The sequence below is a fragment of the Flavobacterium frigidum genome (assembly GCF_048286735.1).
GTDB lineage: Bacteria > Bacteroidota > Bacteroidia > Flavobacteriales > Flavobacteriaceae > Flavobacterium.
Genome location: NZ_JBLVPU010000003.1, coordinates 108,222 through 126,055, shown reverse-complemented (window position 1 = coordinate 126,055; position 17,834 = coordinate 108,222). Strand labels below are relative to the sequence as shown.

The 17,834-nt window shown below is 34.7% G+C and carries 14 protein-coding genes; 1 reads left to right on the top strand and 13 read right to left on the bottom strand.

Features of this window, described 5'->3' with window-relative positions:
• Nucleotides 1-79: 79 nt before the first annotated feature.
• From ACNQGO_RS03145 to ACNQGO_RS03095, 11 genes are all read right to left on the bottom strand, one after another.
• On the bottom strand, nucleotides 80-397 hold the full coding sequence (locus tag ACNQGO_RS03145; RefSeq protein ID WP_417948038.1) for a gamma-glutamylcyclotransferase family protein: 318 nt from the start codon (nucleotides 395-397) through the stop codon (nucleotides 80-82).
• Between the two features lie 129 nt (nucleotides 398-526).
• Nucleotides 527-1,708, bottom strand: coding sequence for a tryptophan synthase subunit beta (gene trpB, locus ACNQGO_RS03140; protein ID WP_417971560.1), 1,182 nt, complete (start codon nucleotides 1,706-1,708; stop codon nucleotides 527-529).
• A 21-nt stretch (nucleotides 1,709-1,729) separates the two neighbouring features.
• Nucleotides 1,730-2,353, bottom strand: coding sequence for a phosphoribosylanthranilate isomerase (locus tag ACNQGO_RS03135; RefSeq protein WP_417984122.1), 624 nt, complete (start codon nucleotides 2,351-2,353; stop codon nucleotides 1,730-1,732).
• 2 nt (nucleotides 2,354-2,355) lie between these two features.
• Entirely contained in the window at nucleotides 2,356-3,135 is a 780-nt protein-coding gene (trpC, locus tag ACNQGO_RS03130; RefSeq protein WP_417984121.1) for an indole-3-glycerol phosphate synthase TrpC, read from the bottom strand.
• 86 nt (nucleotides 3,136-3,221) lie between these two features.
• Nucleotides 3,222-4,214, bottom strand: a complete 993-nt coding sequence (trpD, locus tag ACNQGO_RS03125) for an anthranilate phosphoribosyltransferase (RefSeq protein WP_417971554.1) — start codon at nucleotides 4,212-4,214, stop codon at nucleotides 3,222-3,224.
• 72 nt (nucleotides 4,215-4,286) lie between these two features.
• Nucleotides 4,287-4,853 carry an anthranilate synthase component II gene (locus tag ACNQGO_RS03120; RefSeq protein WP_417971552.1) on the bottom strand — a complete coding sequence of 189 codons (567 nt, stop codon included), beginning with the start codon at nucleotides 4,851-4,853 and terminating at the stop codon, nucleotides 4,287-4,289.
• 156 nt (nucleotides 4,854-5,009) lie between these two features.
• Nucleotides 5,010-6,410: an anthranilate synthase component I family protein gene (locus ACNQGO_RS03115; protein ID WP_417971550.1), complete on the bottom strand. Its 1,401-nt coding sequence runs from the start codon at nucleotides 6,408-6,410 to the stop codon at nucleotides 5,010-5,012.
• A 305-nt stretch (nucleotides 6,411-6,715) separates the two neighbouring features.
• Entirely contained in the window at nucleotides 6,716-7,984 is a 1,269-nt protein-coding gene (locus ACNQGO_RS03110) for a hypothetical protein (RefSeq protein ID WP_417971548.1), read from the bottom strand.
• A 320-nt stretch (nucleotides 7,985-8,304) separates the two neighbouring features.
• Nucleotides 8,305-8,874 (bottom strand): YceI family protein, encoded by a 570-nt coding sequence (locus ACNQGO_RS03105; RefSeq protein ID WP_417971546.1) that lies wholly within the window; start codon nucleotides 8,872-8,874, stop codon nucleotides 8,305-8,307.
• A 29-nt stretch (nucleotides 8,875-8,903) separates the two neighbouring features.
• Nucleotides 8,904-9,536 carry an NAD(P)H-dependent oxidoreductase gene (locus ACNQGO_RS03100; RefSeq protein ID WP_417971544.1) on the bottom strand — a complete coding sequence of 211 codons (633 nt, stop codon included), beginning with the start codon at nucleotides 9,534-9,536 and terminating at the stop codon, nucleotides 8,904-8,906.
• 13 nt (nucleotides 9,537-9,549) lie between these two features.
• The gene (locus ACNQGO_RS03095; RefSeq protein ID WP_417984120.1) at nucleotides 9,550-10,005 is read right to left on the bottom strand and encodes a MarR family winged helix-turn-helix transcriptional regulator; all 456 of its coding nucleotides are present in this window, start codon (nucleotides 10,003-10,005) and stop codon (nucleotides 9,550-9,552) included.
• A gap of 406 nt (nucleotides 10,006-10,411) precedes the next feature.
• Between ACNQGO_RS03095 and ACNQGO_RS03090 the strand changes: the two genes are divergently transcribed.
• Complete coding sequence (locus ACNQGO_RS03090) at nucleotides 10,412-15,661, top strand: PAS domain S-box protein (protein ID WP_417984119.1); 5,250 nt, start codon at nucleotides 10,412-10,414, stop codon at nucleotides 15,659-15,661.
• Nucleotides 15,662-15,716: 55 nt separating this feature from the next.
• Here the strand turns inward: ACNQGO_RS03090 and ACNQGO_RS03085 are convergent, their stop codons facing one another.
• Nucleotides 15,717-16,331 (bottom strand): methyltransferase domain-containing protein, encoded by a 615-nt coding sequence (locus ACNQGO_RS03085; RefSeq protein WP_417984118.1) that lies wholly within the window; start codon nucleotides 16,329-16,331, stop codon nucleotides 15,717-15,719.
• Between the two features lie 36 nt (nucleotides 16,332-16,367).
• Nucleotides 16,368-17,783 (bottom strand): MBL fold metallo-hydrolase, encoded by a 1,416-nt coding sequence (locus ACNQGO_RS03080; protein WP_417984117.1) that lies wholly within the window; start codon nucleotides 17,781-17,783, stop codon nucleotides 16,368-16,370.
• Nucleotides 17,784-17,834 lie beyond the last annotated feature (51 nt).

The window sequence follows — 17,834 nt, the reverse complement described above, 5'->3', positions numbered from 1 at the left end:
GTGGGTTTTAGTTTTAAGGTAATAAATTTAATTTCAATACTTTATAAGCTGTTTTAAGAGCAGTTATTTTGCAAGGCACTTAACTTTCAATATAGATCCAAGCTTTTGTTCCGGACTGCAATGTTATTTGAATTCTTTTGTAGGCATTCGATTCAAATTGATCTGCTTTCATCAAATCTTCGCTAGAGACAGTAAACGCAATTCCATGAATCGCATCCGAAGGATTTTCACTAGGCATGGCTACAAAATAATCTTCCATTCCAAATTCTTCTTCTATTTGTAAATCTTTTAATTTGTATCCTGCAAGCTGGTCTTCAATTCCGCTTAATAGTTTATTAAAAACCTGCATCTGAATTTCTTTTGACTGCAATGTTCCGTAGGAGAATAGCTGTTCCATAAAAAGTATTTGTATCGTTATTGGTATGCGTTAGGGATGGAAGCGGCATCCTTTTTCATGGCTTTTACTGCCATGAAAAAGATACAGCGCACAGCCCGACCCGCGGGGAACGCCCTAATTATGCTTTTGTTATAATTTGAAATAATCAATATACGTATTCAAATCTTTGTCGCCACGACCAGAAAGGTTGATGACCACAATATCCTCTGGTTTGAACTTCATTTCATCTAGTACGGCAAAAGCATGCGCGCTTTCTATGGCCGGAATTAAGCCTTCCATTTTAGATAATTTAATTCCCCAATCCATTGCTTGTTCATCGGTTATAGAAATAAATTGTGCTCTACCTGTGGCAAATAAATTTGCGTGCATAGGTCCAACTCCCGGATAATCTAAACCGGCAGAAATCGAATATGGCTCGGTTATTTGGCCATCAGTGGTTTGCATTAACAACGTTTTGCTTCCGTGAATGACACCTACTTTTCCTAGCGCTGATGTTGCAGCACTTTCACCTGAATCTACTCCTAAACCAGCTGCTTCAACCGCAATAATATTTACGTCCTCATGGTCTAGAAAATGATAATAGGTACCTGCGGCATTGCTTCCGCCTCCTACGCAAGCCACTACGTAATCTGGGTTTTCGCGTCCTTCTTTTTCTAATAATTGCTCTTTAATTTCTTTTGAAATTACACTTTGAAAACGCGCCACCATATCAGGATACGGATGTGGTCCTACAACAGATCCAATGATATAATAGGTGTCTACTGGATTATTGATCCAATCGCGAATGGCTTCATTAGTAGCATCTTTCAGGGTTTTTGAACCCGATTTAGCGGGACGAACTTCGGCTCCTAACATTTTCATACGTGCTACATTTGGAGCCTGTCGCTTGATGTCGACTTCCCCCATGTATACAATACATTCTAACCCCATTAAGGCACACACTGTTGCGGTTGCAACACCATGTTGTCCAGCTCCAGTCTCAGCAATGATGCGGGTTTTGCCTAAACGTTTCGCTAATAAAATTTGGCCTATCGTATTGTTGACTTTATGCGCGCCTGTGTGACACAAATCTTCCCTCTTGAGGTAGATTTTAGTATTGTATTCCTCAGACAAGCGTTTTGCAAAATACAGCGGCGTAGGGCGACCTACATATTCCTTCAGCAAATCATCAAATTCTGCTTGAAAAGAAGGTTCAGCAGTAATTTTTAAATAATTTTGACGCAATTCTTCTACATTTGGATATAACATTTCAGGTATGAAAGCACCTCCAAAATCTCCGTAATAACCTTTCTCGTTGACGTTGTAACTCATTTTGTTTAAAGTTTAAAAAGTTTAAAGTTTCAAGTTATGTTGAAACTTTTTTAATGTTGTTTTGTCTTTTAATCCTGGTTCTATTTCAAATTTACTGTTTACATCAATGGCATAAAGCGGTAAATTGGTTTTTGCTATTTCTCTAACTGCTTCGATTTCTTCTATTCCAATTCCTCCACTCAAGAAAAATGGTTTGCTGGAGGGATATTTTTCTAATACTTTCCAGTCGAATGTGGTTCCGTTTCCGCCAGGTAATTTCCCTTTGGTATCAAAAAGGAAATAGTCGCAAACCGCTTCAAAGGGTTGTAAAACTTCAAAATCAAAATCAGTACCAACCGAAAAAACTTTTATAATCTCGATTTCATTTCCTATTGCAAGCCTTAAATCAGAACAAAATGCTACTGATTCGTGACCGTGTAATTGAATGGCTTGTAAATTGTATTTCTGGGCTTTCGCCAAAATTACGCTGCTGCTTTCGTTAACAAAAACTCCGACTTTCTTGATCGACTGCGGTAGTTCTGGAATAATACCGTCAAAATAGCGAGTTGAATTTTCCCAGAATATAAATCCCAAATAATCGGGTAGGAGCGAACCTACTTCGATAATATTGTCGGGATATTTCATGCCACATATTTTGAGTTTCATCGTTACAGTTTTAATATAAATTCCGTGGCTGCTTTACCAGCATTATCCGTTTTCATAAAATTTTCACCTATCAAAAATCCTTTATATCCGTATGGTCTTAGTTCGTTGATGGCTTCTATGGATGAAATCCCACTTTCAGAAACTTTTACAAAATCATTTGGGATGTGATCTGCCAATTGCTTACTGAAATCTAAACTCACCTCAAATGTTTTTAAATTTCTATTATTGACTCCAATCATGTCTAAAGTAGGCATTATCGATTTTTCTAGTTCTTCAAGGTTGTGTACCTCTAGTAAGACTTCAAGGCCTAAATTTTTAGCAAATTCAGATAATGATTTGATTTCTTCTCTAGTTAAAACCGCTGCAATTAGCAAAATTAAATCAGCTCCATACGCTTTGGCTTCTAGGATTTGGTATTCATCCACAATAAATTCTTTTCGCAATAGCGGAATGTTTACTGTAGCTCTAGCCAAAAGTAAGTCGTCTAGTGAACCACCAAAGTACTTCCCGTCTGTCAATACCGAAATTCCGCAAGCACCAGCATTTTCGTAGCCTTTAGTCACTTCTTCGACGGTAAAACTGTAATTGATTTCGGCTTTAGAAGGCGAACGACGTTTGTGTTCGGCAATAATCCCTGACGTGCTGTTTATTAAATTATTACGTAAGGAAATCGTCTTTTTTTCAAAAAAAACCGATGATTCCAGTTGCGCAACCGGTATGATTGATTTCTTGAGAATGACTTCTCGTTTTTTGTCAATTATGATTTTATCTAAAATGTTCATTCTTAATTTTTTGTTTAAAGTTTACTTTGTTTAAAGTTTCAAGTTGTGGGAAATCAACAACTTTAAACCTTAAACTTTAAACTTTTTTATTTACTCAATTCTTTCAATTTGTTCAAAGATAAAAGTCCTTTTCCGGATAATAAACTTTCTTTCGCTATTTGAAATCCTTCTAAAGGAGTACATTTTGTTACGGTCGCAATGGCCATTGCAGCATTGGCACAAACTACATTGTTTTGCGCTTCAGTTCCTTTTCCAGAAATAATATTGATAAACATGTCAGCCGAATCTTCAATTGTTGTTCCGCCTTTGATTTCGCTTTGCTTTAAAAGTGAAACACCAAAGTCTTCTGGAAGCAGCATACCTTCCATGGTGCTGGTAATTGTCTTTGTAGGACTGGTCAAGGAAATCTCATCGTACCCGTCAAGCGAATGTAAAATGGTGAAATTCACATCGGTATTTTGATATAAATAAGCATACATTCTAGCTAATTCAAGGTTGAAAACACCAACTAATTGATTTTTTGGAAAGGCAGGATTCACCATGGGACCCAACATATTAAAAAATGTTTTCACTGCTAATTCTTTTCGAATTGGGCCTACATTTTTCATAGCTGGGTGAAAAAGGGGTGCATGTAGAACACAAATTCCCGCCTTGTCAATACATTTTTCTAAGAAATCAGGATCATTACTGAATTTGATTCCCATTTTTTCCATAACATTACTAGATCCTGAAATAGAGGAAACACCGTAATTTCCGTGCTTTGCTACCGTTATTCCTGCGCCTGCTGCTACAAATGAAGCCAAAGTAGAAATGTTAAAAGTGTCTTTTCCATCACCACCTGTACCGCATAAATCAATTGCATTATATGCGGATAAATCAATGCGAATACACAATTCAAGTAAGGCTTCTCGAAATCCTGCCAGCTCATCGATACTAATGCTACGCATCATGTATACGGTGAGAAACGAAGCAATTTGACTCGTGTTGTACCCTCCGTTCGATATGTTAACCAATACGTTTTTTGCTTCTTCTTGCGAAAGTATTTCGTGATTGATGAGTCTGTTTAATATATTTTTCATTTTTATATATGTCTTAAAGTTGAAAGTCTAAAGTCTTAAAGTCTTTCGACATTATAACATTGGACTTTATGACTAATTTTTCACCCAATTTTCTAATATTTTTTTTCCATTTGGTGTTAATACACTTTCAGGATGAAATTGTACGCCGCGCACATCGTATGTTTTATGACGTAAGGACATTACTTGTCCGTTTTCATCAAATGAAGTCGCTTCTAATACATCAGGCAAGTTGGTGTCAACAACCCAAGAGTGATAACGTCCGACTTCAAATTCACTACCTAGTCCTTCAAATAAATGCTCATCGGTTACCGCTGTTTTTACCAATGAGGAAACCCCATGATAGACTTTATCAAGATTATAAAGTGTTCCTCCATAGACTTCGCCAATGGCTTGTTGTCCTAAACAAACACCAAAAATACTTTTAGTAGGACCATATTTTTTTATGACTTCTTTTAGCAAGCCCGCTTCTTCTGGAATTCCAGGACCTGGAGAAAGTAGTATTTTATCAAAATGGGCTATTTCATCAATTTCGAATTCGTCGTTCCTGTAAACGGTAACTTCACAATTCAAATCCTCTAGGTAATGCACCAAATTATACGTGAAACTATCGTAATTATCTATGACTAGTATTTTTTTCATTTTCCTCCCCCAACCCCTCCAAAGGAGGGGAGTACCTATTGGGGTAAATAGGTTTTTTAATTGTTATTTTTATTTACAACTTCATAAGTTGCTAATTTTTATAGATTTGGCTCCCTTCCCTTCGGGGAGTCCCGAAGCTTCGGGAGGGGATAAGATTTATATCGTCTCTGCTAAATCCAACGCTGCATTCAACGCCCTTAGTTTGTTATACACTTCTTGCATTTCATTTTCTTCATCAGAACCAGCGACTATTCCGGCTCCAGCTTGACAATGCAATTGGTGGTTTTTGCTCAGGAAAGTTCGGATCATTATAGCATGGTTAAAGTTACCTTCAAAATCCATGAAACCAATTGCTCCACCATAAAAATTACGATTGGTTTTTTCGTATTCCTCAATCAATTGCATGGCTCTGTGTTTTGGTGCGCCACTCAAAGTTCCTGCTGGAAATGTATCAGCAACAACTTGCATGGTTGTAGCTTTTTCATGTAAATAGCCCGTTACTTTTGAAACCAAGTGAATCACATGCGAAAAGAATTGTACTTCTCTGTATTTTTCTACTTGTACATCATGTCCGTTGCGGCTTAAATCATTTCGTGCTAAGTCAACCAGCATAACATGTTCACTATTTTCTTTCTGGTCTTCGGATAATTGTTTCGCAAGATCAGCATCTTTTTCATCGTCACCCGTTCGCTTGAAAGTTCCTGCTATGGGGTGAATTTCAGCCTTACGATCTTTGACAATTATTTGCGCTTCTGGCGAAGAGCCAAATATTTTGAAATCACCGTAATCAAAAAAGAATAAATAAGGCGATGGATTTATACTGCGCAACGCACGGTACACATTAAATTCATCTCCTTTAAAGCTTTGGGTAAACCTTCGTGATAAAACCAATTGAAATACATCACCACGAAAACAATGTTTTTTGGCTAAAGCCACATTATGTTTGAATTCTTCATCACTTAAATTAGAAAATCCTTCTCCTTCTTTCGAAAATTTATAAGAAGCTATATTTCTAGATTGTAATAATTGCTCGATTTCTGAAATGTTGTTTTTACCATCTAAGCTGTGGCAAAAAATATACGCTTCGTTTTTGAAATGATTGATGGCAATGATATTTTGGTATACAGCATAATACACATCCGGAATGGTGTTGCTGTTTTCTTTTTTAGCTATAGTTACTTTCTCAAAATAGCGAACGGCATCATAGGAGATGTAACCAAACAAGCCATTGTTGATGAATTTGAATTTGTTTTTCTCCGATTTAAATTGTTCTGAAAATTCTTGAATCAAAGCTGGAATATCAGTTGTCCCGTCAATGATAATTTTTTCATTGGTTCCATCAGGAAATGTTTTATAAACTATTTCATTTTCAATTTTGATAGAAGCTATAGGATTGCAACAGATGTATGAGAAACTGTTGTCATTGCCATGATAATCACTGCTTTCGAGCAACAGACTATTTGGGAATTTATCCCGAATCTTGAAATACACACTCACTGGAGTGATCGTATCAGCTAGGATTTGTTTGTAATGGGTATGTAATGTAAATGATTTCAATTGCTATTTTTTTAATGTTGGTTTTACGAATAAGTACATGCAAAAAAAAAGGCTTGTCGTGATGACAAGCCTTTTATATTTATAGTTTAAATGATACTATAGGAGCTTAGTTCACGACGACTGACGTAAATTGTTCCACCACCAAGTGTTGTTTAAAATTGTGTTCATTGTTTATTTAGTTATTGCAAATATATAAATGAAAATTCAATTATTATACATTTTAAAATAAAATTAAATAAATTTTACACTTTAATTTGTTATAAATGCAAAAGTTGTGATTTTGCGAGCATTAAATTCAATATTAATTACTTACTGGCTAAACTAGTGTAAGATCTTAAACGATAATCGGGTGCTTTTTTTAACGATGGTTGATTGAAAAAGTCTAATGCTGGAATAGTAATGTATTCTAAACCATAAGATGCATTGTTGTACCAATTTGCAATTTCAAGATTGTTTTCGGGTACTTCACTAATTATTTTTGCGGTGCAATTATTAGCTATTACGCCTCTAAAACTAACTCGATTGAGATTTTCACTGATGTATCCTATTTTTGAATCTAAAATAGCAACTGCAGAAAAGCCATGTATCACACTATTGTTAAGTGTTAAAAAACATTTGTCTTTAATGTAAATAGCCTCTTTTACAAGTCCTTGATTGTTTTCTTGCGTATTGAGAAGGGTAATGTTATTGGCGGTGATCGAAGTTGCTTTTTTAGTAACATCGCAGTTTTCTATTTTATCATAATTGTCTATTTCAAAGCATCTAGAACCTGCAACATCAGATGAAAATGGATCTCTAATGGCAATACTATTAGAAATTTTAGCTTGTGCTCCTTGGGTAAAATCAAAATCATCATCAGTTGATCTGTAGGATATAATGTTGCTTAAAGTTGTTTTACCACCATAACATTCAAATGAATCGTCGTTAGAAAAACTAATTTGTATATTTTCAAGTGTGGTTTTATTCCCCACACCAGCAAGCGACAAACCATTAAGTTCTTTTTGTTCTTTAAGTTTTCTACCAGAATATTCAATACGGACAAATTTTAAAATTCCTGAATTATCCTCTTCATTTGCACCACCATAATAGCTAACTTCTGGATTAAAATTAAAGTCTAAAAAAGCGATACCGCCAATTTTATTAATAGGAGCATCGCCAAGAATTACAATTCCACCCCAATCGCCAGGTTTTCTTGATAAAGCGACGCTATTTGAAGTAAAAATAATAGGTGCTGTTTCATTGCCTTCGGCCATAATTTTAGAGCCTTTAGTAATTACGAGGGTTCCACAGGTTTGTTTATCACCTCTTATTACGGTTCCGGCCTCAATTGTTAGTGTAGCTTTATTAGTAACATATACCACACCTATCATTACATAGGTATTTGTGCGTTTCAAAACCATGTCACTACTTATTATTCCTGTAAGTATGGTTGTTGCCTCATTGTACTCTGTAGTTGCAGGCTTAAAATTTGTCCAGTTGTTAGTCCAGTTGTCTTGTCCTATAATTCCTTTGAGTTGTTGCGCATGTATATACACACAAGAGAGTACTAAAAGTAAAGTCAGTTTTAATTTCATGATATGCATTTTTGTAGGTTGAGTTCTTATTGTTGATTTTGAAATTTCTTTTTATCAAAAGTACATGTGAACTGTTAAGTTACTTTCTACCTAATATTATGAGTTTATTACGAATACCCTACTGATGTTATGTTTGTGCCATTATAGTTTAATGATTGTGCTAAATCGATTATTTTAGTATACAAAGTGAAATAGTAGTTGCATTATATTCCTATTTTTAGATCTAATTAATACAAAGTAATCGTCCTTTTTCTGTGGATTAATATAGAAAAAGCCTATCAATTTCTTGATAGGCTTATGAGTTGTATTTTAAATTACAATTAGAATTTCAAGGCCACAGCTAAAGTAAAATCATCATTGATTGCTTTATCACCTAGGCTGTCAAAGAAACTTCCTGATCCGTATTTGATATCAAATTTAGTTCTATCAATTACTACATTTGTAGATGCCGTGTTTGCAGTTGTAGCCAAATCAAAAGTTACAGGTTTAGTGATGCCTTTGATAGTTAAGTCTCCAGTTACGGTGTATACATTTGGTGTTTTAGTCACTATTTTTTTGAAAACTAAACTTGCTGTAGCAAATTTATCTGTTCCAAAAAAGTCATCTGCTTTCAAGTGACCTTCCAATTTTTCTTTTCCTTGACCTGCTTTTAAGTCAGTAACGGTCATCGATGTCATATCTACTTCGAATGTACCACCTACTAATTTTTTTCCTTTGAATACTAAGGCACCATCTTTAAGATTAATTGTACCTTCATGAGATCCTGTTACTTTTTTCCCAACCCAGTTGATGGTACTTTTCGAAACGTCTACTTTTTTAGTTTGCGCGCTTACGGAAACGGTAGATAAAACTACGACTAATGCTAGAGCAATTGATTTTAAATTTTTCATGTGTTTTTGTGTTTGAATTTGATTACTAATTATAAGGTTATGAATAAGTCTTCGTTTGATTTTCTAACTTTTTTGTAGTACTGCGTTGCATCATCTTCATGTCTATAACCAAGTGTGGCAATCAATGTGGCGTTTAAGCCTAATGCTTCAAGTCCTAGAATTTCATTTACTTCGGCCGGTACAAAACCTTCCATTGGTGTTACATCTATTTTTAGTTCTGCAGCAGCGTTGAGTAAGTTTCCTAAAGCTAAATAGGTTTGTTTCGCCGTCCAGTTATTACGAGTATCCTCAGGAAGTGCTGTGATATTTGCTTTCATGAAGTCTGCATAGCCTTGAAGGCTTTCAGCTGGAATTGCTCTTGTTTCGCTTGCGTTTTTGATGTAATCATCAATTCCTGTTGTACCAAAATTAATTTCATTTGCAAAAACGATTAAGTGTGATGCCTCAACAATTTGGGATTGTCCCCAAGCTGATGGCTGTATTTTTGCTCTTAACTCAGGATTTTCAACAAGGATTACTTTGTACGGTTGCAAGCCATAGGAGGAGGAACTTAAGCGGATTGCCTCTTTCAAAATATCTAAATCTTCAGCTGTTATTTTTTTTGTAGCATCGAATTTTTTCGTAGCATATCTCCAGTTTTGATTTTCTAAAAATGCGTTCATGTGTATTTGATTTTTATTGATTTCTAAATTTTTCTAATAATTGGTTCAATTGAATGATTTCGTCGGTATGTAAATTTTTTGAAAAAAACTGTTCGTGAGCAATCACCTTAGGATCTAATACCGCTAAAACATCTAGTCCTTTTTGTGTGATTAACACTTCAATCTTCCGCCTGTTTTCTAGGCAAACTTTTCGAGTGACATATTCTTTAAGTAATAATTTATCGACTAATCGTGTCGTATTACTGGTTTTGGCTAACATTCGTTCTTGTATGACGCACATGTTTGCGGGATTGCCTTTTTGTCCTCTTAATATTCTCAATACATTGTACTGTTCTCCAGAAATTTCGTAAGGTTTAAGGACATCATTAAAATTCTCTGTAATGACACTTTGGGTGTACATAATGTTTAAGATAACTTTTTTGGAGTTATCCATTGGTACAGTTGATTTTAAGATTTCTTCAATTTTCATAATTAGGTATTACGTCATTTGTCGATACAAATGTAACACATTTTATACTTGTATATACAAATGTGTATTATTTTTTTGTTAAATAAATTCTGTTAAAACATAAACAATTGTTATTTTATGTTTTAACAGTTTAAATTCATATTTTAACTATTGAATTACTATTTGCAAAAACTAAGCCGATTATAGTGTTGGTATTCTTGTGAATCATTAGAAATCAATAACTATCTATTTGTATTCTCGTTTTTAACATTTTTCAATTGGTATTGTTTCACATAAATTGACGAGCATACAATAGCATTTTCCCAAGAAAAAGAAGCAATTATTTTTAGAATTGTATTTTAGTGTTGTCCTAATATTGTTGTATATTATAATTTATTATATTTATGTTTTTATTATATATTTTAGCATGAATGAAGCCCAGCCGACGTACAATGATTTACTTCAAACTATTCAAAACCAAGAATTAGAAATAAATCGATTAAAGAACAAAACAGATTTGCCTAATACCTTTGAATCTTTGTTAAAAGGATCTCAGGATTGCATGTTTGTTTGTGGATTTGATGGCTACTTAAAAAAAATTAATTCTTCTTTTATAAGAATTTTAGAGTACTCTGAAGCCGAAATTTTATCCAAACCTATTTTTTCGTTTATTCATCCAGAGGATCATGAAATAACTGCAAATGAGTTTCACTTGTTGTCTCAAAATAAATCATCCATCAATTTCAAAAATCGCTACTTAAATAAAAATCAAGATATTGTAACGATCTTATGGACCTTAACAGCGTCCCTAACGGAAGAGACTGTATATGGAATAGGTAGAAACATTACAGCACTTATTCAGGCACAAGAGGAGTTACGTAAAAGTGAAAGGTTACTAAACGATGCACAAAAAATAGCAAAACTGGGTAGCTGGGAAATTGATTTGAGTAACAATAAAATGATTTGGTCAAAAGAGCTTTATTCAATTTATGAAATTGAAGCTAAACCTCATCAAAACTTATATCAAGAATTTTTGCACATTTTTTCAAAAGAAGATTCTAGCTTTTTTCTGAATAAAGTGTACCAGGCCATTAGTGATAAACAAGAGTTTGAAGTTATTCAAAAAGTCATTTTATCAAGTAAAAACTCTAAATGGTTGCACGCTATTGTTAAACCTTTAATTGATAAAGAGGGGAACGTTTATGCCTTGCAGGGCAATACACAGGACATTTCAGATAAAAAAAGAATAGAACAAGAAATTATTGATACAGAAAATGCTGTACTTAAATATAAGTTACAAGTTATTGAGCAAGAAAGCGAAACTAAGTTTAAACAATACATTGAAAATGCGCCAGACGGAGTTTTTGTATTTGACCAAGATCGAAATTATATTGAGGTAAATCAAGCGGCTTGTGACCTAACGGGTTATTCAAGGTCAGAACTTTTACAAAAGAAATTTGGCGATTTATCTGCACCTGATTTCACTGTAAAGACACTACAAAATTTTCAGTCTTTGAGGGAAACAAGTGCACTGAGAAGTGAGATTAAAATCATTCATAAAAATGGATCAGAAATATTTTGTTTTGTCGATATGGTTCAACTTTCTGATTCTAGATTTTTAGGATTCGTCAAGGACGTTACCGAAAATAAAAAAGTAGAAGCGAAAATTATTAAAGCAAATCGTCTGTACTCCTTTATTAGTCAAATGAATCAAATGATTGTTCGTGTTACGGATCAAGAAAGTTTATTTAGAGAGGCTAGTACTATTGCTGTTGAAGTTGGAAAATTTAAGATGTCTTGGTTTGGCTTAATCAACGAAGAAACTAAAAATGTTGAGGCCGTAATGGTTGCCGGCGAAAATCAAGGCTATCTTGAAAGTATCAAAACCATTACCGTAGATGATAGTTCTCCTCAAGGAAGAGGTCCTGGTGCTACAGCCATAAAAAACAAAAAGTATGTAGTTTGCAACGATATCGAAAACGATTCAATAATGCGTCCATGGAAAGAGGAAGCATTAGCAAGAGACTACAGGTCTTTAATGACGGTTCCAATTAAAAAACTCAATAAAATCATTGGAATTTTTACTTTTTACGCAACTGAGAAAAACTTTTTTGATAATGAAGAAATCGCATTGCTGGTAGGAGCTACTAACGATGTGGCTTTTGCAATAGATGTTTTAGAAAAAGAAGCATTACGTAAAAAGGCAGAGGAAGCAATATTGGAGAGTGAGCAGCGGTACCAAACATTAACCCAAGTTTGTCCTGTAGGTATTTTTCGTACTGATGCAGCAGGTAGTACAACTTATGTAAATCCGTATTGGTCTCAAATTTCAGGCTTATCATTTGAAGAAGCTTTAGGTGATGGTTGGGTTAAGGCAATTCATGAGGACGATAAAAAAAAGTTAATGGACGGCTGGAACCAAATATTAAATAGGCAAGAAACATCATTTTCAGAATATCGTTTTGTTCACTCAGACGGCTCTGTAGCTTGGGTGATGGGGCAAGCAATACCGGAACGAAACACTAAAAATGAGATTGTAGGATACATTGGTACCATTACAGATATAACGGATCGTAAAATTGCTGAAGCAACTATTTTGAGAGAAAAGCGATTATCAGAAACGATAATCAATAATCTTCCAGGGGTTTTTTATCTCTATGATGCCGCTGGACATTTTGTAAAATGGAATAAAAATTTCGAACGAGTAAGCGGGTTTAGTGCCGATGAAATTGCTCAAATGGAAGCGGTTGATTTTTATGACACCGATTTTAAAGAGATTATAAGAGAACGTTTAAAAACTGTATTTGAGGTAAAGTCACCTGGAATTGAGGTAGAATTATTTACTAAAAACAAAAATAAAATACCCTATTATGTTAATTCTCATGCTTTTGAATACGAAGGAAGAAAGTGTCTTTTAGGAATGGGTCTGGATCTTTCTGACCTAAAAAAAGCAGAAGAAAAAATAAAAATTGCTAACGAAAGATTTGAAATGATTTCGGCAGCCACTAATGATGCGGTATTCGAAGTGGATTTGATCACTGGCGAAAGTTGGAACAATCAAGCTTTTATTGATCTTTTAGGTTTTGGCAGCATTATTCCAAATGGGGAAAACAATAGTATCATGTGGCGGTCAAGGTTGCACCCTGATGATCGGAATAGAGTGATACAAAATTTAGAGGATTCTTATGCTGGAGCGTCTACTTTTTGGTCGGATGAATTTCGTTTTCTAAAAGCAGATGGTACTTACGGGATATTTTATGACAGAGGAATCATATCTCGAGATAAAAACGGAAAAGCCATCCGATTAAATGGAGCAATGATCGAGATAACCGAATTGAAAAATATTAAAAATCAATTAATTAATAGTGAAGAAAAATATAAGAGTCTAATTGAGCAAGCTTCTGACGCAATTTTTATAAATGACATTAACGGAGATTTTCTGGAAGTAAATGAAAGCGCCTGCAAGATGTTGGGCTATACTAAAGAAGAACTTTGCACAATGAATGTTAGAGATTTATATCTTGAAAATGATCTTTCTATACGACCCATAATGTTCAAGGAATTGCTAGACGGGGAGCAAACATTGCTCGAACGGACTATGATTGATAAAAATGGATCTGTAATAACTACAGAAATTACTGCAAAAATGATTGCAGATGGGCGTATTGTAGCTATAGTAAGAGACATAACAGAGCGAAAAAGAATAAACGATGAGTTTATAAAAATGCATAAAAAAATGGAAGCCATACTTGGTGCCATGCCTGATTTGTTGTTTGAGTTAGATATTACAGGTAAAATTTATAATTATCACTCTCGAAGCACTGATCTTTTAACAATGCCACCGGAATTTTTTATAGGAAAAAGATTTTCCGAGGTCTTACCACAAGAAGTTTCAAGCATTATTTTGGCAGCAATAGAAGAGGCCGCTCATAAGGGATTTTCTGGTGGTCGACAGTATACTTTGCAACTAGCTACAGGAATACACTGGTTTGAGCTCTCAATAGCTCCTATGCTGGATAGCCAGGATGATGTGAAGCATTTTATTTGTCTATGCCGTGATATAACTAAAGCCAAAGAAGCAGACTCTGCACTCTATAAAAGCGAAGAAAGATATAGGGGTTTATTAAATAACTTAGATGCTGGAATTGTAGTTCATGCACCGAATACAGGAATAATTGTCAACAATAAAAAAGCATCACAATTATTAGGGTTAACTGATGATCAAATGAAAGGCATAACGGCCATTGATGCAACATGGAAGTTTTTGAATGAAGATAGTTCCATTATGGCTGTTGAAAATTATCCAGTTAACCAAATTGTGTCTACAAAACAAGCGATTAAAAATTATACTGCAGGAGTCCAACGTTCCACTCTTGAAGATACTGTTTGGTTGCTAGTAAATGGCTATCCTGAATTAAACCAAGACGGCAACATTACTGAAATTGTAATTAGTTTTATGGATATTACAGAACAAAAAGTAATGGAAATGGAACTTATAAGTGCAAAACAGCAAGCCGAGGGAGCCAATAAAGCTAAGACAGATTTTCTGGCTAATATGAGTCATGAAATACGTACTCCATTAAACGGAATTATTGGCTTTACGCATTTGTTAATGAAGTCTAATCTTAAAAAAGATCAAGCAGAATACATGACTACCATTAATGAATCAGCGACTTCATTGATGGAAATTGTAAACGATGTTTTAGATTTCTCCAAAATTGAATCGGGTAAATTAGAGTTGGATATTGAAAAAGTAAACTTGTACAAATTAACCAATCAGGTTATTAATCTGTTTAAATTTCAGGCCAACAAAAAAAATATAACATTAACTCTAAACATAGATAGTACTATTCCGCAATATATTCAGGCCGACTCTGTTAGATTGAAACAAATAGTAATGAATTTATTGAGTAATGCTATAAAATTCACCCATTTCGGAGAAATACGCTTAGATATAGATGCCGTTGGTCCTTTAGATAAAAATGAGGCGACCATAAAATTTTCTGTAAAAGATACTGGAATTGGAATAAAAGTAGACAACAACGAAAAAATATTCAATTCATTTGTTCAAGAGGATAATTCTACGAATAGAAAATTTGGTGGTACGGGATTGGGACTATCCATTTCAAACCAGTTGTTGGCATTGATGGATAGTAAATTACAACTCATCAGCAAATATGGTGATGGAAGTGATTTCTACTTTATTATAAAAGTCAAAAAGTCGAATCATAAAAAAAAGGCAAGTACTCCATCTACTCAAACACTTGCAGGTAGCACAATGGATGCTGAGAATATTTTGACTGATATCAAAGTATTATTGGTCGAAGACAATAAAATTAATATGCTTTTAGCTAAAACTCTCATCAAAAGAATTATTACTAATTGTACTATTTTTGAAGCTAAGGACGGTAATGAAGCAGTTGAGATTTATAGCAAAGAAAAGCCAGATGTGATTTTGATGGACATACAGATGCCAAATAAAAATGGTTATGAAGCTACCGATGAAATAAGACAGTTTGAAGATGCAAAGAATATTCCTATAATTGCCATAACTGCTGGAATAATGGTTGGTGATAAAGAAAAGTGTTTTGAAGCAGGTATGGATGATTATTTGCCAAAACCAATAATTCAATCTGATCTAGAAAAAATACTTTACAAATGGTTACAAAAAGAGTAATACTATTTATTGAAAAGTATAAAACGCACAGCTTGTAAATAATTGAATAACAATCTCACTTTTTCTTTAGTTCGAAAAACAATTCAGAGTTCGCTCTTGGTGCAATAGAATTGTGTGCAGTTTCCATTTTAAGGCTATCAAATGCCTCTTTAAAAAGTAGGTTGTATTCGGTTTGGCTTCCGCCAAAAGGAGGTCCAGATTCAAAATAACGATCAAACAATACGCCTGCTAGAATTCCGTCTTTTACTAAAAGTTGGTGCATTTTTAGTACGTATTTTTGTCGTATAGTTGGAGGTAAAGCACAGAAAAAAGTTTGCTCTAGAATAAAATCATACTCTCCTTGATGTTCAAAAAAGTCTCCAAGAATCACTTGAATCTCCGGTTTATTTTTGAACTTTTCTTGTAAAACAGCAGCTAGAGTTGGTGCAATGTCAATTACCGTAATATGTGTAAATCCTTTTTTTATAAGATATTCAGCTTCATAACTGTTACCACAACCCGGAATTAAAATACGGGCGTTTTGTTTTGCAAGACCATCTATGTAAGTTTTTATCGGCGGCGATACTGTGCCTAAATCCCATCCGGTTTTTTTAGCTTTGTATTGTGACTCCCAATACGATGCGTCAAGTGATATATCGCTGGAAACTACATTACATTTTTTATCTTCCATAATTTGATTTTTTTGAAATGGCTATTGAAATGGCTATTATTTCAAAACTTTACTTTGACATACAAAATCTGTTTTTGGAACATTTGTTTTTGCAATAGCATTGAAACCACCTTCAATTTCCGTAAAGTTTCTAAAACCTCGTGCCTCTAGAATGGAAGCGGCAATCATGCTGCGATACCCTCCAGCGCAGTGTAAGTAAAAATGTTCTTTCGGATTGATGTCTTTCACCCAGTCGTTGATTGCGGCGAGTGGTTTACTGTAGGAATCCTCAATGTGTTCTGCGCTATACTCTGTTTCTTTGCGAATATCGATTATTTTGCTTTCGCCAATTTTTACATCTGTTGCAAATTGCTCTGCTGAAATCCTATTTACAGTATCAAACTCTTTTCCAGCTTTTGCCCAAGCATCAAAACCTCCTGCTAAATGACCAATTAAGTTATCAAAACCCACACGACTCAATCGTGTAACGGTTTCTTCCTCTTGTCCCAATTCACAAACAATTAAAATGGGTTGTTTTACATTGGCAATTAAAGCACCCACCCACGGCGCAAAATCACCATCGATACCAATATTAATAGATTGAGGAATAAATCCTTTAGCAAATACTCCGTTTTTTCTAGTATCCAAAATCAAAGCAGCTGTTTCTTCTGCAGCCATTTCAAATTCTACTACAGCCAAAGCCCGCATCCCTAAATGTAGGACGTTTTCAAAACTGTCGTACCCTTTTTTATTCATCGCCACATTCATACCAAAGTAGGCTGGAGGAGGCAACAAACCATCGGTTACTTCTTGAATAAATTCGGCTTCGTTCATATCAGCTCGCAAGGCATAATTTGTTGTTTTTTGATTGCCAATTGTAGATACGGTTTCCTTACTCATATTTTTACCACAAGCACTTCCTGCACCATGTGCTGGATAAACAATAACATCATCTGCCAGGGTCATTACTTTGTCACGTAAGGAATGAAATAATATTCCAGCTAATTGCTCTTGTGTCATGTGTGCTGCTTTTTGTGCTAAATCGGGTCTTCCTACATCACCAATGAACAAGGTGTCCCCAGAGAAAATGGCATGATCTTTTCCGTTTTCGTCAATTAGCAAATAAGTGGAACTTTCCATCGTGTGTCCTGGAGTGTGCAACACTTTTATTTTGATGTTTCCAATGGTAAATTCCTGCCCATCTGTTGCAGTAATGCAGTCAAATTCGCAAATAGCATTTGGACCAAAAACAATCGGCGCCGCTGTTTCTCGGCTTAAATCAACGTGTCCAGAGACAAAATCAGCATGGAAATGAGTTTCGAAGATGTATTTTAGTTGTACCGAATCTCTTTTTAATCGCTCCAGATAAGGTTGGGTTTCACGTAATGGATCAATAATAGCTGCTTCACCATTTGAAGTAATGTAGTAGGCACCTTGCGCTAAACATCCTGTATATATTTGTTCAATTTTCATGATAGTATTTTATTTATAGTACAAATGTACTTCTGTTTTTTAGGATAAACA